A 26,015-nucleotide genomic window follows, 5' to 3' on the forward strand; every position below is an offset into this window, starting at 1 on the left:
CCCGGGGCCTCTGTCATGTCCCCGCGACTCCGTTCGCCACGGCGACCAGCTGCTCGAGCTGCTCGTACGAGACCGGCACTCCGGGAAAGCCCGCCAGCCGGCCGATCGGGAACGACGCGATCATCTTCTGCATCGCCTCGTCGGGCATGATCCCGCCGCCGGTGGAGCCTCCCAGCATCGCCCCCATCGCCTGCTGCACGAGGGGGCCGACGACCGGGTGGCCGAGCAGTTCGCCCACCGACGAGCCCATGGTCAGCGGCAGTCGCACCTCGTCTGCCGCGACGGGGACGGTCACCGTGCCGCGGATGTCGCGGCTCGACGCGGCCACGGCGACGAGGTAGTCCCCACCCTCGACCACCCACCGGTCGGCCCGCACGTCCCAGTACGCGAGGTCCGCGCGCGCGACGAGCAGCTCCACCTCGCGCGTCTCGCCCGCATCGAGCGCCACCGACGCGAACGCCTTCAGCTCCCGCGGCGGTCGGGCCACGGCCGAGCCCGGCAGCGACGTGTAGACCTGCACGACCTCTCGCCCCGCCCGGTCACCGGTGTTGGTCACGGTCAGCGCGACGCGCAGGTCACCGGCGTCGGTGACGGATGCCGCAGGCGCCCCGTACGCGAACGAGGTGTACGACAGCCCGTGGCCGAAGGGATACGCGATGTCCATCTGCCGGGCGTCGTACCAGCGGTACCCGACGAAAAGGCCCTCGCCGTAGCGCACGTGCCCGGCTTCGCCCGGGAAGTTGCCGTAGGCGGGGGTGTCGGCCAGGCGCAGCGGAATCGTCTCGGCGAGCTTGCCCGACGGGTTCACCTCGCCGAAGAGCACGTCGGCGGTCGCGCCGCCGCCGGCCTGCCCCAACAGCCACGCGTCGACGATCGCCGGCACCCGGTCGCGGAAGGGCAGCGCGACGACGCCGCCGTGCGAGAGCACGACGACCGTGCGCGGGTTGACCTCGAGCACCGCGTCCAGAAGTGCGAGCTGCTCCGCGGGAAGGTCGATGTGCTCGCGGTCGAAGCCCTCGGACTCCTCCGCGGCGGGCAGGCCCACAAAGACCACGGCGGTCTCGGCGTCGCGCGCGGCTGCGACGGCCTCGGCCACCAGCACGCCGGCATCCGGACGGTCGGCGTCGGCGGCATCCGCCCCGCCGGCGTCGAGCGCGAAGCCGGCGGCGAAGACGACGCCGCCGTCGGACAGGGCGCGGATCTCCTCCAGCGCCGTGTCGAGCCGGGTCGGGTTGATGAGCGATGAGCCCGCTCCCTGATAGCGCGGCACGGCGGCGAAGGCGCCGATGACGGCCACGCGCGCGTCCCGCCGCAGCGGCAGCAGGGCGCCGTCGTTCTTCAGCAGCACGATCGAGCGCCCTGCGGCCTCGCGCGCGAGGGCGTGATGCGCGTCGACGTCGAGCGACGCGGGAGCGTCGGGGCGTTCGCCGGCCCGCGCCACGAGGTCGATGACCCGCTGCGCCGCGGTCTCGAGCGCCCCCTCGGCGAGCCTGCCCCCCTCGACGGCGTCGACCAGCTGCGCATCGGTGCGCCCGCCGCTGGCCGGCATCTCCAGGTCGAGCCCTGCTGCCAGTGCCGCGACGCGGTCCTCGACGGCGCCCCAGTCCGACACGACGAGCCCGTCGAAGCCCCACTCGTCCCGCAGCACCTGCGTCAGCAGCCACGGATCCTCCGAGGCGTACACGCCGTTGATGCGGTTGTAGGCGCACATCACCGTCCAGGGGCGGGCCTCGGTCACCACCCGTTCGAAGCCGCGCAGGTAGATCTCGCGGAGCGGCCTCGGGTCGACGTCGGCGCTCACCCGCAGGCGGTCGGTCTCCTGGTTGTTGGCGGCGAAGTGCTTGAGCGACGCGCCCACGCCCTGGGACTGGATGCCGCGCACGGCCGCCGCACCGAGCACTCCCGCGACGATGGGGTCCTCGGAGTAGTACTCGAAGTTGCGGCCGCACAGCGGCGAGCGCTTGATGTTGATCCCGGGACCGAGCACCACCGCGACGTCCTCGATCGCCGCCTCCCGCCCGATGGCCGCGCCCACGCGCTCCACAAGGTCGGCGTCGAACGACGAGGCCAGGCCCGCCGCCGGTGGGAAGCACGTCGCCGGCACGCTCGACGCGAGCCCCAGGTGGTCGCCGGCGCCGGTCTGCTTGCGCAGGCCGTGCGGCCCATCGGTCATCATGATCGAGGGCACCCCGACACGTTCGACGGCCTTGGTGCTCCAGAAGTCGGCGCCGCTGGTGAGCGACGCCTGCTCGTGGACGGTGAGTTCGGATGCCGGGCGTGACCGCTGTGTCATGCGCACACGATAAGCCATCGGCCACCCCGGACGGGGCGAGCGGTCTACGCTCGATGCATGGCCGCGCCGACCCTGGTCACCACCGATGCGGGACGCGTCCGGGGGTTCTGGCGCACCCGCGGGGGGTTCCGCTCGGCGGCCTTCCTCGGCATCCCGTATGCCGCAGCTCCCGTGGGGGCCCTCCGCTACGCCGCGCCCGCACCCGTCGTGCCGTGGACGGGCGTGCGGGATGCCACCGCGTACGGCGCCACGCCGCACCGGTTCGACGACGGGCTCACCCTCATCCCGGAGCCGTCGATCCCCGGTGACGAGACGCTGAACGTCAACGTCTTCACCCCGAACCCCACCCACAGCGGGCCGGGGCTGCCGGTGCTCGTGTACATCCACGGCGGGGGCTTCACCTCGGGATCGCCGGCGAGCCCTTGGTATGACGGCGCCGCCTTCAACCGCGACGGCGTGGTGACGGTCACCGTCGCCTACCGGCTGGGATTCGACGGCTTCGGGGCGATCGAGGGGGCGCCGTCGAACCGCGGCGTCCGCGACTGGCTCGCGGCCCTGGAATGGGTGCAGCGCAACATCGCCGCGTTCGGCGGCGACCCGGCGCGCGTCACCCTGGCCGGCCAGTCCGCCGGCGGCGGGGCGGTGCTCACCCTCCTCGGCATGCCCGCCGCGCAGCATCTCTTCCACGCCGCGGTCTCGTTCTCAGGGGCCATCGCCGACGTGGCGCCCGATCGCGCGGCGCGCGCCTCTCGCCGCCTCGCGGCGCTGGCCGGCGTGGCGCCCACGCGGGAGGGGTTCACGTCGGTCCCCGAGGAAGAGCTCTGGAAGCTGCAGGAGGCGGCGGGCAGGCCCGAGGATGCCGGCGCCCTCACCGTCGTGCGCGAACTGCTGCACGAGGGACTCCCCTGGGGCCCCCTCGTCGACGGCGAGCTGGTGCCCCGGCCCACCGTCGATGCGCTCGCCGCCGGCATCGGCGCCGACAAGCCCCTGCTGCTCGGAACGACCGACGACGAGTTCACGATGGTCACCGACGGGCTGCGGAAGGTGCTGCGCCTGCTGCCCCCCTCCCTGCCGCTGTCGCTGTTCCTTCCCCGACGGTCGGTGCGGCGCGCGTACCTCGCGGCGAACCGGTCGCTGCGCCGACGCGGCACCGCGGCGACCGTGGGCCGTTACGTCACCGACCGGCTGTTCCGCTCGCTGGTGCTGCGCGTCGCCGACGCCCGCGTCGCCGCCGGCGGCCCGGCCGCGACCTGGGCGTACAGCTTCTCGTGGCCATCTCCCACCCGCCGGTGGGCGCTGCACTGCCTCGACGTGCCGTTCTGGTTCGACTGCCTCGATGCCGTGGGGGTCGCCGACGTCGCCGGGCCCCGGCCGCCGCGTGCGCTCACGGCGGCCCTGCACGGCACGGCGGTCGCGTTCGTGCGCGAGGGCGACCCCGGGTGGACCCCGTGGTCGGCGCAGCCGGGTGTCACGCGGGTCTTCGGCGCACCGGCATCCGCCCCCGACATCATCACCGACGGCTACGCCGGCGCCCGTCCCCTCGTCAGCTGAGGGCGGGGATGACCTCGGCCTCGAACAGCTCGACGCCGGAACGGTCGTAGGCCAGCTCCGGGAAGTAGTGGATCGCGTAGCCCATGCCTCGCTCGCGCATGGCCTGCAGGCGTTCGATCACCTGCTCCGGGGTGCCCACGAGACCGCGGCCGCCACGGTACTCGGCCATGAAGCCGTCCGTGCGCTCGCCGAGGTACGGGCGCACGCGCGCCTCGATCGCCTCGAGACGATCGGCCACCTCGGACTCGGTGGCCGCCACCACGGTGTTGAAGTTGGTCGAGAGAACGATCTCGCCCGGGTCGCGGCCGAGGTCGGCGCAGTGGCCTTCGAGGACCTGCTTCTTGTGGCTGAACTCGTCGGGGTCGCTCGACCAGTTCGTGTACGAGGCGTACTGCGCGGCGATGCGCAGCGTCTTCTTCTCGCCGCCGCCGGCGATCCACATCGGGATGCCGCCCTGCTGCACCGGCTGCGGCTGCACGATGGCCCCGTCCACCTGGTAGTGCGCGCCGTCGAGGGTCGCCTGGCCGGTCTCCCAGGCCTGCCGCATGATCTCGACACCCTCGGCGAGCATGCCCAGCCGGTCGCCGATGCGGGGGAAGCCGTAGCCGTAGGCGCGCCACTCGTGCTCGTACCAGCCGCCGCCGATGCCCATCTCCACCCGGCCCGCCGAGACGTGGTCGACGGTGGCGGCCACCTTCGCCAGGTACGCGGGATTGCGGTAGCCCATGCAGGTGCACATCTGGCCGAGCCGGATGCGGCTCGTCGACGCGGCGAACGCCGACATCAGGGTCCACGCCTCGTGCGTGGCCTCGTTGCTCGGCACCGGCACGGTGTGGAAGTGGTCGTAGACCCACAGCGACTCCCACGGGCCGGCATCGGCACGCTGGGCGAGGTCGCGCATGAGGGTCCACTGGTCGGCGGGCGGGATGTCGACGAGGTCGTGTCGCCATCCCTGGGGGATGAAGGTTCCGAAGCGCATGTGTTCACCCTACGGATGCCGCAGCGCCTGGTCACGCCTCAATCGCCGTGCACCGTGGCGTGCGGCATCCGCTGCCGCATGATTGCGATCGCCTCGGGGTTGGCGTCCACCAGCACCGCGTCGCGGCCGAGCGCCGAGGCGACGGCGCCGGTGGTGCCGCTGCCGGCGAAGAGGTCGAGCACCCGGTCGCCGGGGCGGCTGGAGGCCTGCACGATGCGACGGAGGATCCCCTCGGGCTTCTGGGTGGGGTAGCCGGTCTTCTCACGTCCCGAGGTCGGCACGATGGTGTGCCACCAGACGTCGGTGGGGAGCTTGCCGCGCGCCGCCTTCTCGGGGGTCACCAGGCCCGGCGCCATGTAGGGCTCCCGGTCCACCGCCGTGGAGTCGAAGTGGTAGCCGGCCGGATCCTTGACGTAGACGAGGATCGTGTCGTGCTTCGTCGGCCAGCGGCGGCGGCTCTTCGCCCCGTAGTCGTACGCCCAGATCAGCTCGTTGAGGAACCGCTCCCGGCCGACGAGGGCATCGAGCAGCACCTTGGCGTAGTGCGCCTCGCGGTAGTCCAGGTGCAGGTACAGCGTGCCGTCGTCGGCCAGCAGCCGCCACGCCTCGGCCAGGCGGGGCTCAAGGAAGTCCCAGTAGTCCTCGAACCGGTCGTCGTAGCGGCTGAGGTCGCCGCGCAGCCGGGCGTATTCGCGGCCGCGGAAGCCGGCCTTGACCGGGCCGGATGCCGAAGTCCTCAACAACCGACCGTCTTCGCGGGATTCGGCCGGTCCCCCCGCCTCGGCAAGCGGATCTTGAGGAGTTGCGGTCACGTCGACCGCGGATTCGACCGCCCGCTCGCGCCGACGCCCGGTGTTGAACGGCGGATCCAGGTAGATGAGCGTGAACGAGGCGTCGGGGAGGGTGCGCGCGACGGCGAGGTTGTCGCCGTGATGGATGTCGACGCGGCCGGGGGCGATCCCAGGCTCGCCGATCACGGAACGCGGTGCAGCCACGCGTCGGTGGCGAACTTCGACTGCACCAGGGCCTCGGCCTCGGCGTACTCCTCGTCGCTGATGGCACCCTCGGTCGCGCCGTAGAGGGTGGCGAAGGTGTCCTTGAACCGCTCGATGATCTCCTCGCGCGGCAGGCCCGTCTGGCTGCGGAGCGGGTCGACGCGCTTGGCGGCGGAGGTCGTGCCCTTGTCGCTGAGCTTCTCGCGACCGATGCGCAGCACCTCGGTGAGCACCTGGCCGTCCATGTCGTAGCTGAGGCTCGCGTGGTGCAGCACGCCGCCGTTGGCGAGGCGCTTCTGCGCGGCACCGCCGATCTTGCCCTCCGGGGAGGAGATGTCGTTGAGCGGCTTGTACGTCGCGTCGATGCCGAGGGACCGCAGCGCCTGCAGCGCCCAGTCGTCGAGGAACGCGTACGAATCGGCGAACGTCATCCCGGCGACGAGGGATGCCGGCACGTACAGCGAGTAGGTGATGATCCACTCCGCCGAGATGAGCATGGCCCCGCCGCCGGAGATGCGCCGCACCACCTCGAAGCCGTGGCGGGCCGCGCCCTCGGGGTCGACCTCGTTGCGGTACGACTGGAACGAGCCGATCACGACGGCCGATGAGTCCCACGTCCAGATGCGCATGGTGGGGTTGCGGCGGCCGTCGCCGACCCGCGCGGTCAGCACCTCATCCAGAGCCAGGTTCATGTTGGGCGACAGCGGCCGGTCGTGCACGATCTCCCAGTCGAACTCGCGCCAGCCGGGAGCGGTCACGAGCGCCCGGCGCACCGCGGTGCCGACCGATTCGGGGGTGAAGCCCAGCAGCTGCGCGCCCTCCGGCAGCGCTGCGCGCACGGCGGCGGCGATGGTGGCGACGTCGGACTCGATCGGCAGCCCCGTGACGGCGGCGTCGATGTCGGCGAGGGCGTCGTCGGGCTCCAGGAAGAAGTCTCCGGCCAGGTGGAAATCGGTGATCAGCCCCTCGTCGACCTCGAGGTCGACGACGACCAGTTTGCCGCCAGGAACCTTGTACTCACCGTGCATGGGTCAAGCCTACGGCGCGGCGCTGGTAGGGTGGTCAGGTGGCCTCAGTGCCACTACGTCGTCGTCACGACTCCCCGATCCCGATCGCGGCATCTTTTCGAACGGCGAACCGATGCGCGAATCCGCGCCGTCGCCTCCCCCGCACCGCGATCCACTTCATGATCTGCGTGTGCCTGCCCGAAAGCACACATGTCTACTTTCCTTTCCCTCGGCGTGCCCGAGAAGCTCGCCGCCGTCCTCGCAGCAGACGGCAAGACCGAGGCGTTCGCCATTCAGCGCGACACCCTCCCCGACTCCCTCGCCGGCCGCGACGTGCTCGGCCGTGGCCGCACCGGCAGCGGCAAGACCATCGCGTTCGCGCTGCCGATGGTGGCCCGCCTGTCCGGCGCCGCGGCATCCGGACGTCGCGCGGGTCGTCCCCGCGGCCTCGTGCTCGCCCCGACCCGTGAGCTCGCGACGCAGATCGCCGCGACCATCGCCCCGCTGGCGGATGCCGTCGGCCTCACCGTCACCACCATCTTCGGCGGCGTCAGCCAGCGCCCGCAGGAGCAGGCGCTCGCCCGCGGCGTCGACATCGTCGTGGCCTGCCCCGGCCGCCTCGAGGACCTCATGAAGCAGAAGGTCGTCGACCTCGGCGCGGTGGAGATCGCCGTGCTCGACGAGGCCGACCACATGGCCGACCTGGGCTTCCTCCCCGGCGTCACCCGCATCCTCGCCGCCACGCCCGCCGGTGGACAGCGCCTGCTGTTCAGCGCGACGCTGGACCGCGGCGTCGACTCGCTGGTGCGCAAGTTCCTGCGCGACGAGGTGCGCCACGAGGTCGACGAGTCCAGCGTCCCGCAGGGGCAGATGACCCACCGCGTGTTCGTGGTGCCCGGCACCGACGAGAAGACCGCGCTCGTGCGCCACCTCGCCTCGGGCCAGGGCCGCCGCATCCTCTTCACCCGCACCAAGCACCAGGCCAAGAAGCTCGCCAAGCAGCTGACGGCCTCCGGCATCCCCGCCGTCGACCTGCACGGCAACCTGTCGCAGGGTGCCCGTGACCGCAACCTCGCCTCGTTCGGCGCCGAGACCTCCAAGGGCGGCGTGCGCGTGCTCGTGGCCACCGACGTCGCGGCGCGCGGTGTGCACGTCGACGACGTCGAGCTGGTCGTGCACGTCGACCCGCCCATGGAGCACAAGGCGTACCTGCACCGCTCGGGCCGCACCGCCCGTGCCGGCGCCGAGGGCGTCGTGGTCACCGTGGCGCTCAACGCGCAGCGCAGCGAGGTCAAGGATCTGCTCCGCAAGGCCCAGGTCTCCGCGGCCCTCGAGCCCGTGGCCGCAGGCGGCTCCGAGGTGTCGGTGCTCGTCGGCGAGCCGGCCGCGCACGTCGTCCCCGCGCCGATCGTCGCCACCCCGCAGCGCTCCGGCGGCGGCAGCGGCGGCGGTCGCTCCGGCGGCTCCGGCCGTTCCGGCGCCGGTGGCGGTTCGCGTCGCGGCGGCGGCTCCGGTCGCGACGGCTCCGGCCGCACCGGCGAGACCCAGGCTGCACGCGGCGGCTCCGGCCGTTCGGGCGGCGGCGCCCGCTCGGCGAGCGGCCAGGCCCCGGCATCCGCTCGTCCGGCCCAGCGCCCCTCGCGTCCGACCACCGGCGCCACGGTCGCCGACATCCGCGCCAGCTCGGGTACCGGCCGCGGCCGCGGCTCGCGTCGCGCGCACGGCTGACCCGCGCCCCGGCGCTGCGGCGGCGCCCCGGCGCTGCCCCGGCGCTGAGACGACTACTGACGGCCGAGACCCTGGGTATCACCCGCGGTCTCGGCCGTCGGCATTCGTCTCACCGTTGAGGGCGGGGGCAGGGGCGCGGCCAGGGCGGGGCGGCGGGGGTCAGTCGGCGGCGGGGCGCAGCGGGTACCGCGCGCCGAGCCAGGCCAGCAGGTCGCCGCGCACCTGATCCTGGGCCACCTCGTTGTAGATCTCGTGCCTCGCCTCGGGGTAGACCAGCGTGGTCACATCGGTGAAGCCCGAGCGCCGGCGGTACGCGTCGGCCAGGCGATGCACGCTGCGCGGGCCGCCGACGGTGTCGTCGCGGCCCACCTGCAGCAGCACCGGCAGGTCCACACCCGGCGTCCGCCGCGGGAGCCCGTAGAGTCGCAGCCCCTCGCGCACGCCGAAGAGCTTCGCCAGCGGCACCGACGTCGTGAGCGGGTCGTCGAGGAAGGCACGACCCACCGCGGCATCCGAGGACAGCCATTCCGTCCCCAGCGCGCCGGCGGCCTCCCACGGCGCGTTGTAATTGCCGACCTTGAGCGAGTCCGGCCGGCGCAGTCCCGAGCCCGACAGCACGAGACCGTCGTAGGCGAAGGGATGCTCGTCCGCGAGTATCTGCGCGAGCAACGATCCCCACGAGTGGCCGAAGAGGATGAGCGGCAGGCCGGAGTCCTCTTCGTCGTGGATGATGCGGGTCAGCTGCCACACGGCATCCTTCGCCGCCCGCATCCCGCCGGGACCCAACCGCCCGAGCTTGTCGGCATCACCCCCGTGCTGACGGATGCCGGTGCGTCCGTGCCCGCGGTGGTCGTCCGCGTAAACGATGAACCCGGCATCCGTCAGCGCCTCGATGAGCGCGCCGTAGCGGCCGGCGTGCTCCCCCACCCCGTGGAGCACCTGCACGATTCCGCGCGGTTCGGAGCGGGCGGGATGCACGTCGTACACGATCGCGATGCCGTGTGCGTCGATGAACTCGGGCATGCGCACGAGTCTAGGCGTGCGCATGCCCGTCCGCTCAGCGGCGGCAGGCCGCGGCGGGGTAGCCCACCTCGTAGGTCGACCGGTACTCGACGCCGTCGACGACGGCGGATGCCGTGACCGTCGCGGTGCCGGCGGCGACCGAGCGCTCCCGCGTGTTCACGAGCTCGGTGACGATGCCGCCGCGGCGGACATCCGCCTTGTGCTTCTCGCTGCCGTGCACGGCGACCGTGATGTCGGCGCGCTGCGGCCCGGCGTTGAGCACGAGGACGCCCACGTAGACCGACCGGCCGACGCAGTGCGCATACGCGTCGGCCAGCAGTCGGGTCGGCTGTCCCTTGGTCACCGTCGCGGTGGCCGAGGGCTCGGAGGCATCCGACGATCCGACGGCGCTTCGGGCCACCACAGTCGCCGACCAGCGACCGGGGGCGACCGCGGCGAAGGTGACCGTGCGGACATCGCCCGCGACCTCCTGCACCAGTGGCTCGCCCTGCTCCGGCGTCAGCGTCACGACGTACCCGGTGACCTCGCCGGTGCCGGGCTCCGCCGGGGCCTCCCACGAGACCGAGACGTCGGTGCCGTCCACGACCAGGCCGGGAGCGGCGACCGGCTGCGGGGCCGCGCGCAGCGGCACGGCGGCGAAGTCCATGCCTGCGGCGAGGTGGAAGCCGGTGTACGCGGGCTGGTTGTACGCGGTCTGCTGCCGCGCGATCTCGGCCCGGTACTGCGGGTCGTGCATGAGCGTGTACAGCTTGTGGCCGGTCACCTCGGTGGAGGTGTAGACCCGCAGCGCGGCGGAGTCGGCGGTGCGCACGAGCAGCTCCTCGCGCCAGTCGCCGAACACATCGGCGACGAGCGACGGGTTGCCCTTCGTGCCGTTGTTGGTGCGGGTGTCGGGTGCCGTCAGCACTGTGCCCCGCGTCCAGTCGTCGATCGTCGGCGTGACGTCTGCGGCGCCGTTCACGATCTGCGTCGTCAGGTCGCCCGCCCAGCGGATGGACTGGTTGGTGCCCGGGTTGGTGGATGACAGCACGTCGCCGGTGGCGGAGAGCAGCCCCGAGGCCTCGGTGCCTGCCGGCATGCTCGACCAGACCTCGATGCCGGGGACGTCGGCGCGCACGTCGCCGATCATGCCTCGACCGGTGTCGCGGCCGGAGTAGGCGCCGAACAGCACCTCGCCGGTGGCGGCGTCGCGCAGCGCCGAGCCGTAGGGAGCCCACGCCCCGCCCTCGTGCACCGTGAAGATCTCGAGTCCCGGGCGGGCCGGGTCGATGTCGGTGACGTGCATGGCGTCGCCGTGCCCGAGCCGGGTGTTCTCGCCGGGGGCGCCGCTGCCTTCGGGCATGACGCCGAACGACGAGTACAGCAGCCCGCCGTCGTCGAGCGTCGCCGAGCCGTAGACGATCTCCTGCCGACCGTCAGCGTCGACGTCGGCGGCGCTCAGGCTGTGGAAGCCCTGCGTCGTCAGGGTGCCGTACTCGGGGTCGGTGCCGTCGCGCCCGTGCGGGCCGTCGTTGAAGGGGTTGGTCAGCGGAACGTGCCCGCTGTCGACGAACCAGCGCTGCGACAGGTTCTCGCCATCCCAGTCGTAGGTCGCCACCGTGGAGCGCGTGTAATAGCCGCGGGCGAACACCGCCGACGGCCGCTCGCCGTCGAGGTAGGCGACCCCGGAGAGGAAGCGGTCCACGCGGTTGCCCGGCTCGATGCGGCTCATCGCGTAGTCGCCCCACAGCAGCCCGTCGTCACCGCGACCGGGCTCGTAGTGCACGGTCTGCAGCTCCTGACCGGTGGCGCCGTCGAAGACGGTGAGGTACTCCGGGCCCTCGAGGATGAACCCCTCGAACGCGCGCAGCACGTTGCGCGCAGAGCGGCCCGGTGCGTAGACGTCGATGAAGTAGTCCACGAGCTCCTCGGCGCTCTCACGCGACAGCGGGTACTCGTGCGTCACCTCGGTGCCGAAGGCCTGCTCGAGGGTCGCGGGCCACTGCCCCGAGACGACCTCTTCGCGCTCCGACCAGCCCAGGAACATCTCGACGAGGTGCTCCTCGTAGTCGGCGGCGCTCATGCGGTAGTCGTCGTCGTGGGAGTAGCCCGCGGCGACGTCCTCTGCGGGCATGGTGATGAACGCCTCGCCTGTCACCGATCCGTCGGCGGCGTAGGTGATCGACTTCGTGCCGGGGGCGGTCTTGAGCATCGTCTCGGCACGGCCGTCGCCGTCGAAGTCATAGACGAGGAACTGCGTGTAATGGGCGCCCGCGCGGATGTTGTCCCCCAGCTCGATGCGGTTGAGCAGGGTGCCATCGAGCTCGTAGGTGTCGAGGAACACCGGTCCGGTGTATCCGACCTGCGAGACGTCCTTGGCGTTGGAGGGGTCCCACTTCACGACGTACTCGTATGCCCCATCGCCGTCGACGTCACCGACCGAGACGTCGTTGGCCGTGTACGTGTAGGCCTCGCCGGCGGGGGTCACCCCGTCGGCCGGGCGCGTGAGCGGGATGTCCAGGTGGTTCTGCGCGAGCGGGGATGCGGGGGCGCTGGGCTCCCCCTCGCGGCCGGCGAGCACCGGGGCGACCTGGTAGGTCGCGCCGGCTGAGCCGGCGGCGTCGAGCAGGTTGGTGCTGTCGGTGACCGTGGCGATCTTCTCCCCGTCGCGGTAGACGGCGAAGTCGGTGCCGGTGAGGCCGGTGGCATCCGCGCCGTACGCCTCCCCCTGCAGCAGCCGCCAGCTGACGAAGACACCGGAGCCGGTGTCGACCGCGACGACTCCGCGGTCGAGCGACTCCAGCTGAGGGCTTGCCGTGCCGGGGCCGGAGGTGGGGACGGATGCCGCGGCATCCGGTGCCAGCGCCGCGGCGGCCGACACGGGGAGGGCCAGGGCGGCGGCGGTCAATGTCGCCGTCGCGATCGCGGCCGCGCGCCGCCGTGGCGAGGTGCGGACGGGCCGCAGGGCAGGGTTTGTCATTCGGTTCACCTTCGAATCGGAATTGGAATGCGCTTTCCCCAGTCGCCGCCCCGAGCCTAGGGCCGACGGCGCGCCGGGTCAATGGATCGCGGCCCTGCATTTACTTAGCACGACTAATGAGCTATGCTAACTATTCGCATGACTACGACAGACCTCCCCGCCTCAACGCCCCCAGACCTCTCCGCCGCGGCATCCGAGCTGCGCATGGCCACCTTCCGCCTCGCCCGGCGCCTGCGCGCCCAGCGCGCGGTCGACGAGATGAGCGACGGGCAGTTCGCCGTACTCGCAGCGCTCACCATGCACGGTCCGCACACCCTCGGCGAGCTCGCCGACCGCGAGCGCGTGTCGGCCCCGTCGATGAACCGCACCGTGAACTGCCTCGAGGAGTCGGGCTACATCACACGCACCCCCGACGAGCAGGACCGGCGCAAGGTGAACGTGTCGCTCACCGACGCCGGCCGCGCCGTGGTCGAGGAGACCACCCGCCGTCGCGACTCGTGGCTCGAGGGGGCGATCGCGTCGCTGACCGACGACGAGCGCGACGTGCTCGCCCAGGCCGCCGCGATCATGCGGGAGGTGGCGTCGCGATGAGCGCCATGTTCCGCTCGTTCTCGATCTTCAACTACCGCGTGTGGTTCATCGGCGCGCTGGTGTCCAACATCGGCGCCTGGATGCAGGCCACCGCCCTCAGCTGGGTCGTCCTCACGCAGCTCACCGACAACGACGCCGGCGCGATGGGCGTGACGATGGCGCTGCAGTTCGCCCCGCCGCTGCTGCTCGTCGGCGTCACCGGATGGGTCGCCGACCGCTTCGACCGACGCAAGCTGCTCATGATCACGCAGAGCCTGCTGCTCGTGGTCGGCGTGGTCATCGGCTCGCTCCTGCTGGCCGGGGTCATGACGCTGCCGCTCATGTACGGCTTCGCGCTGCTGCTCGGCTTCATCGCCGCGTTCGACAACCCGTCGCGGCAGGCGTTCGTCTCGGACCTCGTCTCGCGTGAGAACGCCTCCAACGCCGTGGCGCTGAACGCGGCATCCTTCAACGGCGCCCGCATGATCGGCCCCGCCGTGGCGGGCGTCGTGATCGTCGCCGTCGGCACGGGCTGGGTGTTCTTCGTCAACGCCGTCACCTTCATCGCGATGATCGTGGCCCTCATGCTCATCCGCACCGATGAGCTGATCCCGCGGATCAAGCACTCCGGTGCCGCGCGACTGGCCGACGGCTTCCGCTACGTCGGCAAGCGCCCCGACCTCATGGTGGCGTTCGCGATGGTGTTCCTTCTCGGCGCCTTCGGCATGAACTTCCCGATCTTCGCCTCGACGATGGCGCTGGAATTCGGTCAGGAGGCCGACGGCTACGGCCTGCTGAGCTCGATCCTCGCCGTCGGGTCGCTCATCGGCGCGCTGATGGCCGCCCGCCGCGACCGCGCCCGCATCCGCCTGGTGATCCTCGGCACCCTGATGTTCGCCGTCGCCGCCACCGTCTCGGCGTTCATGCCGAACTACTGGCTGTACGCGCTCACCCTCATGCTCACCGGGTTCGCGGTCGTGACGACCCTCACCACGGCCAACGGGTACGTGCAGACCACCACCGACCCGGCCCTGCGCGGTCGGGTGCTGGCCCTGTACATGGCGATCCTCATGGGAGGCACGCCCCTCGGCGCGCCCATCGTGGGCTGGGTCGCCGATGAGTTCGGTCCGCGGTCGGCGATCCTGCTCGGCGCCGCGGCGGCGTTCGTCGCCTTCGCGATCGGGGCGACCTGGATGCTCGTCTCCGGCCGCGTGCAGCGCTCCGAGTCGCGGCGTTTCGGCGTCACGCTCGGCGAGACCCGGCCGGTGGCGATCGTGCCGCCCGAGGCCTTCTCCGACGAGATCGCCGGCACGACGCCCATCCGGCTGCCGGACGGCGACGCAGACGGCGAGGGCGACCGGGACGGTGCCCGCGCGCGCAAGCGGCTGACCCGCTAGCCGGGGCTGCGGGGTCGCGGGCTCAGCGGGGTCGCGGGCTCAGCGGGGTTCGCGCACCCCGACGCGCACGAGGTGGTCGTTGACGAATCGGCCGTCGGGGTCGAGACCTTCGAAGACTGCACGGGCGTCGGCCAGGCGCGGGTGGACCCGCTCCATGGCCGCGCGGTCGAACCGGTGCGCCTTGCCCCAGTGCGGGCGGGCGCGGAACGGCGCGAGGGCCTCCTCGATACCGGGCAGCAGCGCCGCGACCTCGTCGGGGTGGTTGTGCCAGGTGAAGTGGATGATCGCGACGTCCCGCTGATACGCCGGGCTCAGCCAGAGCTCGTCGGCGGCTGCCGTGCGCAGCTCGGTGACGATGAGGTGGGGGCGGATGCCATCGGCGAGCTCCCGCACCGCGGACAGGGCGGCGGCGGCATCCCGTCGGTCGACGAAGTACTCGCTCTGGATCTCGTCGCCGAAGGACGGCTGCATGTCGAGGCGGAAGTGGGGCAGGCGCAGCAGCCACGGACCGGGGACGCCCGCAAGCTCGGTGACGTTCGTCATTCCGCTGAGCGGCGATTCGTCGCCCAGCTGGCGCACGCCGTCGAGAAGCGTGTCGCTGACGGGGTCGTCATCGGCATCCAGTCGTGTCTTGACCCAGACGTGGCCGATGGTGTCGGGCTCCCAGAGCGAGAACACCGACACGCTGTAGCCGGCGGAGGTGAGCTCGTCGTAGTCGGCGAGCGCGGCATCCCAGGTGATGCCGGTGTAGATGTCCTGGCGCACGCGGAAGGTGGGCTGGATCTCGAGGGTGACCGAGACCGTGATGCCGTAGGCGCCGAGCCCCACGACGAACGCGGCGAAGTCGGGGTCGCCGCGGCGCACCTCGTGCAGGTCGCCGTCGGCGCCGACGTACCGCAGCGCCGTCACCGCGCCCGACAGCACGCCGTTGCGGTCGCCCGAGCCGTGCGTTCCGGTCGCGATGGCGCCGCCGACGTTGATGTGCGGGAGGGACCCCATGTTGCGCAGAGCCCAGCCGCGTTCCTCGAGCCACAGGGCGAGCTCGCCGTAGCGTGTGCCGGCGCCGACGGTGACGGTCCCCGCTTCGGCGTCGAGGGCGAAGGCGGGATCGATGCGGGTGACGTCGATGAGGGTGCCGTCGGTGTCGGGGAGGTCGGTGAAGGAGTGGCGCGTTCCGAGCGCGTGCACCCGGCCGCCGGCGGCGACGAGGCGGCGGACGTCGTCGATGGTCTCCGCGACCTCGATCCGGGGCGCCCGGTATTCGTACGTCCCTGCCCAGTTCTGCGCCATCGCCGCCCCCTCGCCTTTTCGCGTCCCCCACAACATAACCCCCCGAGTGAGTATTGGGCTCGCGAGTGAGTATTCGGGGTCGCGAGTGAGTATTCGGGGTGAATACTCACTCGGCGCTGCGAATACTCACTCGGCGGGGTGAATACTCACTCGAGGACGGCGGCGAGAGACGAGAGGGCGGCGACGGGGTCGCCGACCGGGATGAACACCGAGCTGTGCACGCCGGCGGCGGCCAGCTCGTCGATGCGGGCGCGAACCTCGGCGGCCGTGCCCGCGAGCGCCAGCTGCGCGACCCACTCGTCCGGCATCGCGCGGGCGAACTCCGCACCGTCGGCGCACCGCGCCCGCAGGGCCGCGAACTCGGCGGCGAACGGCAGCGGCGCGATGTGCGGCGCCCAGTCCGGCTCCCCGATCGCCGCGAGCGCCGGCCGCGCCGCCGCCCGCGCCGCGGCGCCGTCCGCCGCCACCACGCCGACGTTGTAGGCCACGACCCGGTGGTCGGATGCCGCGATCTGCCCGAGCGCCGCCCGCGCGTACTCCGGGGCCACCGGCTCCGCGAGCACGGTGCCGTCGGCGACGCGTCCTGACAGCGCCAGCGACTTCGGTCCCCGCACGCCCAGCAGCAGGGGCGGCGGGTCGGCCGGGACGCTCGTGGCATCCAGCCGCACGCCGCCCACCTCCCCACCCGCGAGCAGCGCGCGAACCGTCGTCACGTGCTCCTCGAGCGCCCGCAGCGGACGCTGCGGCCACGCACCCACGGACCGCATCCACTCCGGCATCCCGTGCCCGATCCCGGCGTCCACCCGTCCCGGGAACAGCTGCGCGAGCGTCGCCAGCTCCATCGCCGCGAAGGCGGCGTTGCGGGCGCCGGCGGGGAGGATACCGATCCCGACGCGGATCCGCTCGGTCAGCGCCAGCACCGCGGTCGCCTGCGCGATGCCGCCGCGGAAGCCGAGGTCCTCCACGACCCACAGCTCGTCGAAGCCGAGCTCCTCGGCGCGCACGGCGAACTCCGCCACACGCGTCGCCTCGATGTCGCGGGGCAGCATGACCCCGATCGCGCAGGTGGTCACAGCAGCGGCTGCGCGTCGGCGGCATCCTGCGCCGGCAGCGGACTCGGCGCCGCCCCGAGTGCGTCGATCTCGGCCCACAGCCCGTCAGGGATGACCGTGTCGCGCAGCTGCAGCAGCTGATCCAGGCGCCGGGCCGAGGCGATGCCGACGATCGTGGAATCCACGAGCTCCGAGCGCAGCGAGAAGTGCAGGGCCGCGGCGGCGAGGGGCACACCGTGGTCGGCGCACACCTGCTCGGCGCGCCCGATCCACGCCATGAGATCCGGCGACGCGTCGGTGTACGCGTAGCTGGCGCGCGACGCCGAGCCCTTGGCGAGGATGCCGGCTCCGAACGGCGCCGCGTTGAACACGCCCATGCCGCGCCGACGCGCCTCAGCGAACAGCGCCTCGGCGCTGCGGTCGACGAGGGTGTACCGGTTGTGCGAGAGCACCACGTCGAACAGCCCGGTCTCGACGTACCGCGTCATGAGCGGGATGGGTCCGGCGGCGATGCCGATCGCGTCCACCGCGCCGGAGTCGCGCAGCTCGCGCAGCCCTTCCAGCGCCCCGCCCGGGCCGGTGGCCTCGGCGAAGGTCACGCTGTAGGGGTCGTGGAAGTGGAGGATGCCGACGCGGTCGAGCCCGAGCCGCGCGAGGCTCTCCTCGTAGGAGCGCAGCACCCGGTCGCGGTCGAAGGCGCCCGTCTCGCCGTCACGGTCCACCTTGGTGGCGATGCGCGCGGTCGCCTGCGACCCCATCTCGGCGAGGGCGAGGCCGAGCACCGCCTCGGAGCGCCCGTTGCCGTAGTTGTTCGAGGTGTCGATCAGGGGAAAGGGACCCGCCAGGAGCGTCCGGGCGTCGGCGACCGCCTGCGCCTCCTCGGGCGACCCGGGCTCGGTCCCCTCGCCCAGGGCGGAGGTGCCGATCGTGATGTCCCCGACGGTGATGCCGGTGGCTCCGAGAGTCGTGTGCGTCATGGATGCGTCGCCTTTCTGGGTGCAGGGGCCGGAAACGCGGCTCAGACCCGCGTCGTGGATTCGCGGACCACCAGCTCGGGCTGGAACCGCACGTTGCGCTCGTGGCCGGAGCCGGCCGGCGAGCCCGCGTCGTCCAGCTCCTGCAGCAGCAGGTCCACCGCGGTGTATCCGATGAGCGACGCCGGCTGGCGGATGGAGCTCAGTGGCACGGTCGTCGACGCCGCGAAGTCGATGTCGTCGTAGCCGATCAGCGCGATGTCGTCGGGGATGCGCACGCCCGACATGATCGACAGCGCCTGGATCGCGCCGACGGCGAGCAGGTCGTTCGCCGCGAAGATGGCGTCCGGGCGCTGGTCCGCCGCGCGCCCGACGATCTCGAGCCCCGCCGCCCGCCCCTGCAGCACGGTGAGTGCCGGCGCCTCGACGACCTCGAGGGTCGCCCCCGCGACCTCGTCCACCGCCCGCCGCGCACCCTCCAGCCGGTCCGCCACCTGGCGGATCGACTGCGGCCCGCCGAGGAACAGCAGCCGTCGGCGTCCGCCCGACAGCAGGTGGGATGCCGCGAGGCGACCGCCCTCGACGTCGTCGACGGACACGGAGGAGAACCCGCCCCCCGGCATCTCGCGGTCGACCAGGACCACGGGCGTCCCGGCGTCGCGCAGGCGCGTCAGCCGGGCCACGTCCTCGGTCGTCGGGGTGATGAGCACGCCGTTGACCCGTTGCTCGAGGAAGAGGTCCAGGTAGCGCGCCTCACGGGGCGGGTCTTCGTCGGCGTTGCCCAGCAGCACCGTCATGCCGGCCTCGTCGGCGCGAGCCTCCGCTCCCCGCGCGACGTCGGTGAAGAAAGGGTTGGCGGCATCCAGCACGATCAGCCCGATGCTGCGGCTGCGACCGACGCGCAGCTGGCGCGCGGCATCGTTGCGAACGAAGCCGAGGTCCTCGATGGCGCGCTGCACGCGCTCGACCGTCGCGGGCGCGACCTTCGCGGGACGGTTGAGCACGTTGGACACCGTGCCGACCGAGACGGCGGCTGCTGCCGCGACGTCACGGATGCTGACGACCATCGGCGCCCCCTCATCTACTCCCGGCCGATCCTAGACCGGCCGGTTGCGGCGCGACGGTTTGTCCACTAATTTTGAAACGATTCACAGCCGCACACGTCAGGAGTCCTCGATGACGAGCCCGTCACAGCCGCAGCGCGTCTGCTTCCAGCTTCAGGTCAAACCCGAGATGCTCGACGAGTACCTGCGGCGACACTCCCCGGTCTGGCCCGAGATGCTCGCCGAGATCGCGGCATCCGGTCGGCGCAACTATTCCCTCTTCCTCGGCGAGGGCGGCCGCCTCACCGGCTACTACGAGACCGACGACGACGAGGCCGCCAAGGCGTACCTCGCGGCCTCGGAGGTCGCCTCCCGCTGGGAGGCCGAGATGGCCCCCTTCTTCGTCGGTCTCGAGGGCCGCCCGGATCAGGCCGCGCCGGCATTGCGCGAGGTCTTCAACCTGCACGACCAGCTGGCGGCATCCGCCACGCCCGACACGACAGAGAGCACCCACTGATGAGCATCCTCTCCCCCGCCATCCTCACCGAGCTCGAGGGCCAGGGCATCGAGCTGCCCAGCTGGGCGTTCGGCAACTCCGGCACCCGCTTCCGCGTGTGGACGACCGAAGGCACGCCCCGCGACCCCTTCGAGAAGATCGCCGACGCCGCCGAGGTCAACCGCCTCACCGGGCTCGCCCCCTCGGTCGCCCTCCACATCCCGTGGGACAAGGTCGACGACTACGGCGTGCTGCGCCGCCACGCCGAGGACCTCGGCGTGAAGCTCGGCACGATCAACTCCAACACGTTCCAGGACGAGGACTACAAGTTCGGCGCCCTCACGCACGAGAACGAGGCGATCCGCCGCAAGGCCATCGACCACCACATCGAGTGCATCGACGTGATGGATGCCACGGGCTCGCGCGACCTGAAGATCTGGCTCGCCGAAGGGTCGAACTACCCCGGCCAGACCGACATGCGCGCCCGCCAGGATCGCCTGCAGGACTCGCTGCAGCAGATCTACGCCCGCCTGTCCGGCGAACAGCGCCTGGTGCTGGAGTACAAGTTCTTCGAGCCGTCGTTCTACCACACCGACGTTCCCGACTGGGGGACGTCCTACGCCCAGGTCGCCGCGCTCGGCGAGCGCGCCATGGTGTGCCTCGACACCGGCCACCACGCCCCGGGCACGAACATCGAGTTCATCGTCATGCAGCTGCTGCGCCTCGGGAAGCTCGGCTCGTTCGACTTCAACTCGCGCTTCTACGCCGACGACGACCTGATCGTCGGCGCCGCCGACCCGTTCCAGCTGTTCCGCATCCTGTTCGAGGTCATCCGCGGCGGAGGGCTCAACAACCCCGACGTGGCGTTCATGCTCGACCAGTGCCACAACATCGAGGCGAAGATCCCCGGCCAGATCCGCTCCGTGCTGAACGTCCAGGAGATGACGGCCCGCGCGCTGCTCGTCGACCGCGACGCCCTGGCGGCGGCGCAGAGCGCGAACGATGTCCTCGGCGCCCAGGCCGTCTTCATGGATGCCTTCTACACCGACGTGCGCCCGGCGCTGGCCGAATGGCGCGAGTCGCGCGGCCTGCCGGCCGACCCGATGGCCGCCTACGCCGCCTCGGGCTACCAGCAGAAGATCGAGGCCGAGCGCGTCGGCGGCACGCAGGCCGGCTGGGGCGCCTGATGGCCCACGCCGTCCGGGACCGCACGCTCGACGGGCCGCATGGTCCGCTGGGCGTGCGGACCTACGCGCCCGCCGACGGGGCACGCGTGGGTCTCGTCTGGGCGCACGGCGGCGGATTCGCCGGCGGCGACCTCGACATGCCCGAAGCGCACTGGGTCGCCGGGCAGCTCGCCGACCGCGGCATCGCGGTGGTGTCGGTCGACTACGCCCTGGCGCCCGTGCCCGCAGGCTGGACCATGCCTCCCGCCGGGCACACGCGCGAACGCGTGCACTACCCGCTGGCATCCGAGGAGGTCGGCTTCGCGTTCGCGTGGGCCCTCTCCTCGGGCCTCGCCGACGGCCCGTGGGCCCTCGGCGGCGCGAGCGCCGGGGCGAACCTCGCCACCGGCGCGGCGCTGCGCCTCGTGCACACCGGCGGGCCGGTGCCCGCCCTGGTGGTGCTCGCCTACCCCACCCTGCAGGCCGTGCAGCCGCCGGCCGACGCCGAGCTGCGCGCGCTCCTGGCTGCCCAGCCCGACGCCGACCGCTTCGGGGCGGACGTCGTGCGCACCATGTACGAGAACTACCTCGGCGGCCCGCTCGACGCCGCCGACGCCTACGCCATCCCCGGGATCGCCACGACCGCACAGCTCATGGGCTTTCCCCCGGTGCTCATGATCAACGGCGAGGCCGACGAGCTGCGTATGTCGGGCGAGGCCTTCGCGCGCTCACTCGCCGCTGCCGGCGTCGCGGTGGATGCCGTCACCGAGCGCGGCACCCAGCACGGCCATCTCAACCGCCCCGCCGAGCCCGCGGCATCCCTCTCCATCGAGCGCATCGCCGCCCGCCTTCACACACTGTCCCCTGGCGATACCTCGATGCGGTGAGGCGCCGGCGGCGCCGGCCTTCCCTGGCTCAGCCGCTCGTGCCCGCGAGCGTCGCACGGCGCTCCCGGAAGTCCGGTCGATCGAAATAGCCGGCGATCGTCTCAGGGCTCAATGGCGCGACACCGCCCGCCGCGCGCGCACCGAGACGCACGCGGGCACTCTTGACCGCCATCAGCGAGATCGCCTCAGCGCCTGCCGCGGTATCCGAGATCGCGACGATCCCGTGGTTGCCCAGAAGCACGAGCGATGGCAGCTCGCCGTTGCGCTGCACGTACGAGTCGAGCTCGGCCAGGAACACCCGGCCCAGTTCCATGCCGGGCTGCGCGTAGGGCACGTACATGCTGCGCCCCAGGATCATGAACTCCTCCGAATAGACGGGTTCTGCGAACGCCTGCTCCGCTTCGGCGCTGGCCAGGAGTGCCACGACCTGCGTGGGATGGGTGTGCGCGACGAAGCGCGCCGTCCCGAATGCCCTCACCGCCGCGTGGACGAGCGACTCGATCGACGCGCGCACAGTGCGCCCGCCTGCCTTGCCCGCGGTGAGCGCAGTCGTCAGGGCATGCTGGTCGGCTTCGGGACTGCGCAGCAGCTCCAGCAGTCGCGGCACATCGACCGAGACGAAATCCTCGGGGCCGGCCTCGGCCATGGACGACCCTGATGCCTTGACCACCATGGTGGTCGGGTCCACAAGCTCGCTGGTGTTCCCCTCCGCCAAGATGACGAGGTCTCGCTCGGGCAACCCCAGACGGCGGGTGAGGCCCAGCAGCTCGGGCGTGACGGCGGCGGGGTCGATACGGGCGGTCATGGTGGTTTCCTCTCGGAGTGGGGACGGGGGCGGGGACGCGAGCCGTGTCAGCGCGGCTCGTACCGGACGAGATCGTGGGTGTGGCGGACCAGGGTCCGCAGATCGGCGAGCGTGCCGTGGAGGACTCCAACGGTGCGCGCCTGGACGAGGATGCTTCCCAGCGCGGTGGCCTCGACGGGGCCGGCGAGCACCGGAAGCCCGCTGAAGTCCGCCGTCCGCTGGCACAGCAGCGCGTTCTGCGCACCCCCGCCGACGATGTGCACGCAGTCGACGGGAGAGCCGGAGATCTCCCCGGCACGGCGCACGGCCTGCGCGAACGCGTGCGCCAGGGATTCCACGATGCAGCGCGCAACAGCAGGGATGCCGTGAGGTGGTTCGATCCCCCTGTCCAGACACCAGCGGGCGATGCGGGCGGGCATGTCACCCGGCGGGAGGAACTCGGGGTCGTCCACGTCGATGAGGGGCACAGCGCCCGTCACCTCGGCCGCCTGCGCGAGCAGCTCGGAGAGGCGGATGACCTCTCCCCGGCGCTCCCATTCCCGCACCGCCTCACTGAGGATCCACAACCCCATGACATTGCGCATCAGGAGGGTCTTGCCGTCCACGCCCGCCTCGTTCGTGAAGCCGGCTTCGCGAGCGGCGTCGCCCAGTTCCGGCGCGGGCCGCTCCACACCGACCAGACCCCAGGTGCCGCACGAGACGAAGGCCGAGCGTTCCGACGCCAGTGGTACCGCCACGACGGCCGACGCGGTGTCGTGCGACCCCGCCGCCACGACCTGCACAGCGTTGTGCAGCCCCGTCACACGGACGACGTCGGGGCGCAGCGCGCCCAGCGGCGTGCCGGGGTCGACCAGCTCGGGCAGCAGTCCCGGCGCCGTCCCGGACGCGGCCACCAGCGCCCGGTCCCACTGTCGGGTCCGCGCGTCCAGCATCCCGGTTGTCGAGGCCATCGTCCGCTCCGCGAAGCGGGCCCCACTCAGCCAGTACGTGAAAAGGTCGGGGACGAGCAGCACGCTCTCGGCGACTTCCAGCAGTCCGTCCTCGGCCTCGGCGGCCAACTGGTAGATCGTGTTGATCGGCATGTCCTGGATGCCGGCGACGCGGTACTGCTGCGCGGCAGGCATGCGCGACTGCACGGTGGCGACGACGCTGGCTGTGCGGCCGTCACGGTAGTGCACCGGGTTCGACAGCAGCCTCCCGCCGCGCAGTAGCGCGTAGTCCACGCCCCACGTGTCCACGGCGACGGCAGCCAGCCGCGGGTACTCCCGGCCCGCCTCCCGCAACCCCGTGATGGCGCCCTCGAACAGCGCCAGCACGTCCCAGTGCAACCGAGATCTGACCTGCACCGGCCGATTGGCGAAGCGCCCGAATGAGCGCAGCGCGAGGCTCTCCGGCGCGACCTCGCCCACGATGACCCGCCCGCTGCTGGCACCGAAGTCCAGCGCGGCGACCGCAGTGGGGGTCACCGCGGCGCCCTCACCGGCTCTCCCGGGCGAGCCAGGAGATGAGCTGCTGCCACATCGGCCCGTAGCCCTCCCACTGCAGGAAGGATTCGGGCAGCCAGTGCGGGCCCATGTCGCTCGCGAACGCCGCTGAGCGACCGGCGCCGACCTCTCCCACCGCCAGCAGCGGGCGGTCGCCGATCCGCGCGAGCACCTGGGACGCCTTCCGGGCTTGCAGCCGGTGATACCCGAGCACGGGGGGCCAGTTCCCTCCCAGTCCTTGCGTGACCGGGTGGTCGTCGACGGCCGTCGGCACAGCTCCCTCCGGCGTCTCCTCCCGGTCGTCACCGGCCTCCATGACAACCGGGAGGACCTCCGCGAGCGGAGTGTTCCGATAGTTCGCCTTGGCTTCGATGCCCTGGAAGCTCAGGTATCCCCCCACCATCAGCAGCGCTCCGCCCGACCGCGTCCACTCCGCCAGCATCTGGAGCCGGTTGGGGGCTGTGCGGCCCTGCGAGAACACCTTCGGCGGGAGCAGGAGGGTGTTGGCGCCGATGTCGCTGAGCACGACGACGTCCACCTCGGCCAGTCCCGACGCATCGAAGGGGAAGTCCGTGGCTGCAACGTGATTGGGCTGGAACGAGACGGCATGCCCTCCGGCCTGCACGGCCGCGATGAAGGAGTCCGCTCCCTCCTCGTACACCGATGTCACGAAGGAGTCGAATCCCTTGGTGTGGATGGAAGTGGTCGACCAGGACTCGCCGGCCAGCAGTATGCGCGCCATGTCGTAATGCCTTTCGCCGTGCCGGTCAGTATGCGAGGCCGCGCGGCTGCGCCCCCAGGGGCGCCTCCTGTGCGTCAGGCACCTGGAAGCCGTTGGCGCGGTAGGCCTCGTAGTCGAACCGCTCGCACTCCTCGTAGCCGATGCGGTGGTACTCCGCGAAACCGTCCCACTCCTCATAACCGTCACCGAAGGAGTGGTCCAGGAACGCGTCGGCCATCGCCATGCCCAGCCGCGGCCCCACATAGAAGGCGCCCATCGCGAGCAGGTTGCAGTTGTTCGCCGTCGCCGCTCGCTGAGCGGCGGGCGCGCTCTCAGCGACGGCAGCATGGACGTGAGGGACCTTGCTGGCTGCGACGTGGATACCCATCCCCGTGCCGCAGAACGCCAGCGCCTTCTCGTACTGGCCCTCGGCGATCTGCGCGCCCAGCATGAACCCGACCCGGTGATACATCGGCACACCGTCCAAGGAGGGCGTGAGGTCCTCGACCGTCCAGCCTCGCTCCTGGAGGTGAGCCTTCACGGCCTCCTTCAGCGGGAAGCCTGCGAAGTCCGCTCCCACCACGACGTGGCGGTCCTTGGTCAGTTTCATGCGTCTTTGCCTTTCCATCGGAAGAATCGATTGAGGTTGCCCTTGCGGTCCCATTGGTTGACGACGATCACCAACAGCAGCACTGCTCCCCAGATGAGGGGCCGGTAGAAGCTGCTGACCTGCGGGAATGTGTTCAGCAGGGAGGACAGCACCTGCAACACGACGACGGCCAGGACGACTCCGGACAGCCGGCCGGACCCACCATTGGGGTTGATGCCGCCCAGCACCACGATCAGGACGGCCAGCAGGGTGTACGTCGAGCCGTAGTCCGCCTTCGCGGAGTTGTAGTTCGCGAGCATCACGAGTCCCGCGGCCGAAGCGAGCACACCCGAGAGCATGTAGGTCCGGATCGTGAGGCTGGTGGTCTTCAGGCCGCTGAAGGATGCCGCAGTCTCGTTGGACCCGAGCATGTACAGCTTGGTTCCGAACGCCGTCTTGTACATCAGCAGCCCGACCAGCACTGTCGCGACGACGAAGATGATGAGCGGCATGGGGATCAGGCCGAAGAGCCTGCTGGCCATCACCTCCCCATACTGCGGCGGCAGGCCGCTGGTGGGCTTCCCCCCGCTGATGATGACCGCGATCCCGGTGAAGAGCTCGAAAGTACCGAGCGTCACCAGGATCGCAGGGATCCGGACCTTGGCCACCAGGAAGCCGTTGAGCGCGCCGGCGAGCGCGCCCACCAGCAGCGAGAGGCCGATCGCCGCGACCAGCGCGACGTAGCCCTGTCCGGCGTCGGAACCCACCGGCGCGATCCAGAGCATGAGAGTCGCGCTGCCGATGGCGGTCATGTTGGCCACGCCCACCACCGAGAGGTCGATGCCTCCGATGACCATGGCGAGCATGACTCCGAGGGCCATCAGACCGAATTCCGGGAACTGGATCGCCATGGACTGCCACGTGGGCAGGCTGAAGAAATTCTCCGTCTTGACCAGGGCGAAGAAGGCGAGCAGGACGACCAGCACGGCGGCCAGGCGCATCACAT

22 protein-coding genes are annotated in these 26,015 nt (G+C 71.7%); 7 read left to right on the plus strand and 15 right to left on the minus strand.

The window, feature by feature from the left end:
- Positions 1-13: 13 nt before the first annotated feature.
- Positions 14-2,293: a glycoside hydrolase family 3 C-terminal domain-containing protein gene (locus QNO14_RS13175; RefSeq protein ID WP_257494015.1), complete on the minus strand. Its 2,280-nt coding sequence runs from the start codon at positions 2,291-2,293 to the stop codon at positions 14-16.
- Between the two features lie 57 nt (positions 2,294-2,350).
- On the opposite strand from QNO14_RS13175, the gene QNO14_RS13180 reads away from it, so the two are divergent.
- On the plus strand, positions 2,351-3,844 hold the full coding sequence (locus QNO14_RS13180) for a carboxylesterase/lipase family protein (RefSeq protein WP_257494016.1): 1,494 nt from the start codon (positions 2,351-2,353) through the stop codon (positions 3,842-3,844).
- Here QNO14_RS13180 and QNO14_RS13185 read toward each other — a convergent pair.
- The 3 genes from QNO14_RS13185 to lplAB are packed head-to-tail and all read right to left on the minus strand — an operon-like array spanning position 3,837 to position 6,846.
- Positions 3,837-4,823 carry an LLM class F420-dependent oxidoreductase gene (locus QNO14_RS13185; protein WP_257494017.1) on the minus strand — a complete coding sequence of 329 codons (987 nt, stop codon included), beginning with the start codon at positions 4,821-4,823 and terminating at the stop codon, positions 3,837-3,839. The two genes, QNO14_RS13180 and QNO14_RS13185, sit on opposite strands and share 8 nt — an antisense overlap.
- 38 nt (positions 4,824-4,861) lie before the next feature.
- Entirely contained in the window at positions 4,862-5,800 is a 939-nt protein-coding gene (locus QNO14_RS13190) for a DNA-methyltransferase (RefSeq protein WP_374113937.1), read from the minus strand.
- Positions 5,797-6,846 (minus strand): lipoate-protein ligase LplAB, encoded by a 1,050-nt coding sequence (gene lplAB / locus QNO14_RS13195; protein ID WP_257494018.1) that lies wholly within the window; start codon positions 6,844-6,846, stop codon positions 5,797-5,799. The genes QNO14_RS13190 and lplAB overlap by 4 nt, the downstream gene beginning before the upstream one ends.
- A 189-nt stretch (positions 6,847-7,035) precedes the next feature.
- Here lplAB and QNO14_RS13200 point away from each other — a divergent pair, with 189 nt between their 5' ends.
- The gene (locus QNO14_RS13200) at positions 7,036-8,553 is read left to right on the plus strand and encodes a DEAD/DEAH box helicase (RefSeq protein WP_257505652.1); all 1,518 of its coding nucleotides are present in this window, start codon (positions 7,036-7,038) and stop codon (positions 8,551-8,553) included.
- 159 nt (positions 8,554-8,712) lie between these two features.
- On the opposite strand, the gene QNO14_RS13205 is transcribed toward QNO14_RS13200, so the two are convergent.
- Positions 8,713-9,576: a lysophospholipase gene (locus QNO14_RS13205; RefSeq protein ID WP_257505653.1), complete on the minus strand. Its 864-nt coding sequence runs from the start codon at positions 9,574-9,576 to the stop codon at positions 8,713-8,715.
- A 34-nt stretch (positions 9,577-9,610) separates the two neighbouring features.
- Positions 9,611-12,535 (minus strand): rhamnogalacturonan lyase family protein, encoded by a 2,925-nt coding sequence (locus QNO14_RS13215; protein WP_306814723.1) that lies wholly within the window; start codon positions 12,533-12,535, stop codon positions 9,611-9,613.
- A gap of 138 nt (positions 12,536-12,673) precedes the next feature.
- Here QNO14_RS13215 and QNO14_RS13220 point away from each other — a divergent pair, with 138 nt between their 5' ends.
- Together QNO14_RS13220 and QNO14_RS13225 are read left to right on the plus strand one after the other, a co-directional pair.
- Positions 12,674-13,126 (plus strand): MarR family winged helix-turn-helix transcriptional regulator, encoded by a 453-nt coding sequence (locus QNO14_RS13220; RefSeq protein WP_257505654.1) that lies wholly within the window; start codon positions 12,674-12,676, stop codon positions 13,124-13,126.
- 5 nt (positions 13,127-13,131) lie between these two features.
- Complete coding sequence (locus QNO14_RS13225; RefSeq protein WP_257505729.1) at positions 13,132-14,502, plus strand: MFS transporter; 1,371 nt, start codon at positions 13,132-13,134, stop codon at positions 14,500-14,502.
- Between the two features lie 39 nt (positions 14,503-14,541).
- Here the strand turns inward: QNO14_RS13225 and QNO14_RS13230 are convergent, their stop codons facing one another.
- The 4 genes from QNO14_RS13230 to QNO14_RS13245 form a co-directional block, all read right to left on the minus strand.
- Positions 14,542-15,792, minus strand: coding sequence for an FAD-binding protein (locus tag QNO14_RS13230; RefSeq protein WP_257505655.1), 1,251 nt, complete (start codon positions 15,790-15,792; stop codon positions 14,542-14,544).
- 146 nt (positions 15,793-15,938) lie between these two features.
- Positions 15,939-16,865 carry an LLM class flavin-dependent oxidoreductase gene (locus QNO14_RS13235; RefSeq protein ID WP_257505656.1) on the minus strand — a complete coding sequence of 309 codons (927 nt, stop codon included), beginning with the start codon at positions 16,863-16,865 and terminating at the stop codon, positions 15,939-15,941.
- Positions 16,862-17,821 carry an aldo/keto reductase gene (locus QNO14_RS13240; protein ID WP_257505657.1) on the minus strand — a complete coding sequence of 320 codons (960 nt, stop codon included), beginning with the start codon at positions 17,819-17,821 and terminating at the stop codon, positions 16,862-16,864. Before QNO14_RS13240 ends, QNO14_RS13235 begins: the two co-directional genes overlap by 4 nt.
- Before the next feature lie 41 nt (positions 17,822-17,862).
- On the minus strand, positions 17,863-18,885 hold the full coding sequence (locus tag QNO14_RS13245) for a LacI family DNA-binding transcriptional regulator (RefSeq protein WP_257494026.1): 1,023 nt from the start codon (positions 18,883-18,885) through the stop codon (positions 17,863-17,865).
- A 109-nt stretch (positions 18,886-18,994) separates the two neighbouring features.
- Between QNO14_RS13245 and QNO14_RS13250 the strand changes: the two genes are divergently transcribed.
- The 3 genes from QNO14_RS13250 to QNO14_RS13260 are packed head-to-tail and all read left to right on the plus strand — an operon-like array spanning position 18,995 to position 21,410.
- The gene (locus QNO14_RS13250) at positions 18,995-19,378 is read left to right on the plus strand and encodes an L-rhamnose mutarotase (RefSeq protein WP_257494027.1); all 384 of its coding nucleotides are present in this window, start codon (positions 18,995-18,997) and stop codon (positions 19,376-19,378) included.
- Positions 19,378-20,544, plus strand: coding sequence for an L-rhamnose isomerase (gene rhaI / locus QNO14_RS13255; RefSeq protein ID WP_257494028.1), 1,167 nt, complete (start codon positions 19,378-19,380; stop codon positions 20,542-20,544). Before QNO14_RS13250 ends, rhaI begins: the two co-directional genes overlap by 1 nt.
- Entirely contained in the window at positions 20,544-21,410 is an 867-nt protein-coding gene (locus QNO14_RS13260; protein ID WP_257505658.1) for an alpha/beta hydrolase fold domain-containing protein, read from the plus strand. Before rhaI ends, QNO14_RS13260 begins: the two co-directional genes overlap by 1 nt.
- 28 nt (positions 21,411-21,438) lie before the next feature.
- Here QNO14_RS13260 and QNO14_RS13265 read toward each other — a convergent pair whose 3' ends face one another.
- The 5 genes from QNO14_RS13265 to QNO14_RS13285 are packed head-to-tail and all read right to left on the minus strand — an operon-like array spanning position 21,439 to position 26,010.
- Positions 21,439-22,215, minus strand: a complete 777-nt coding sequence (locus QNO14_RS13265) for a class II aldolase/adducin family protein (protein WP_257505659.1) — start codon at positions 22,213-22,215, stop codon at positions 21,439-21,441.
- Positions 22,216-22,262: 47 nt separating this feature from the next.
- Positions 22,263-23,681: a rhamnulokinase gene (locus tag QNO14_RS13270; RefSeq protein ID WP_257505660.1), complete on the minus strand. Its 1,419-nt coding sequence runs from the start codon at positions 23,679-23,681 to the stop codon at positions 22,263-22,265.
- 10 nt (positions 23,682-23,691) lie between these two features.
- Positions 23,692-24,441, minus strand: a complete 750-nt coding sequence (locus QNO14_RS13275) for a glutamine amidotransferase (RefSeq protein WP_257505661.1) — start codon at positions 24,439-24,441, stop codon at positions 23,692-23,694.
- 25 nt (positions 24,442-24,466) lie between these two features.
- Positions 24,467-25,030 (minus strand): RpiB/LacA/LacB family sugar-phosphate isomerase, encoded by a 564-nt coding sequence (locus QNO14_RS13280; RefSeq protein ID WP_257505662.1) that lies wholly within the window; start codon positions 25,028-25,030, stop codon positions 24,467-24,469.
- A complete protein-coding gene (locus tag QNO14_RS13285; protein ID WP_257505663.1) occupies positions 25,027-26,010 on the minus strand; it encodes an ABC transporter permease in 984 nt (327 codons plus the stop codon). The genes QNO14_RS13280 and QNO14_RS13285 overlap by 4 nt, the downstream gene beginning before the upstream one ends.
- Positions 26,011-26,015: the final 5 nt, after the last annotated feature.

The sequence above is a fragment of the Microbacterium sp. zg-Y625 genome (genome assembly GCF_030246925.1).
Classification (GTDB): Bacteria; Actinomycetota; Actinomycetes; order Actinomycetales; family Microbacteriaceae; genus Microbacterium; species Microbacterium jiangjiandongii.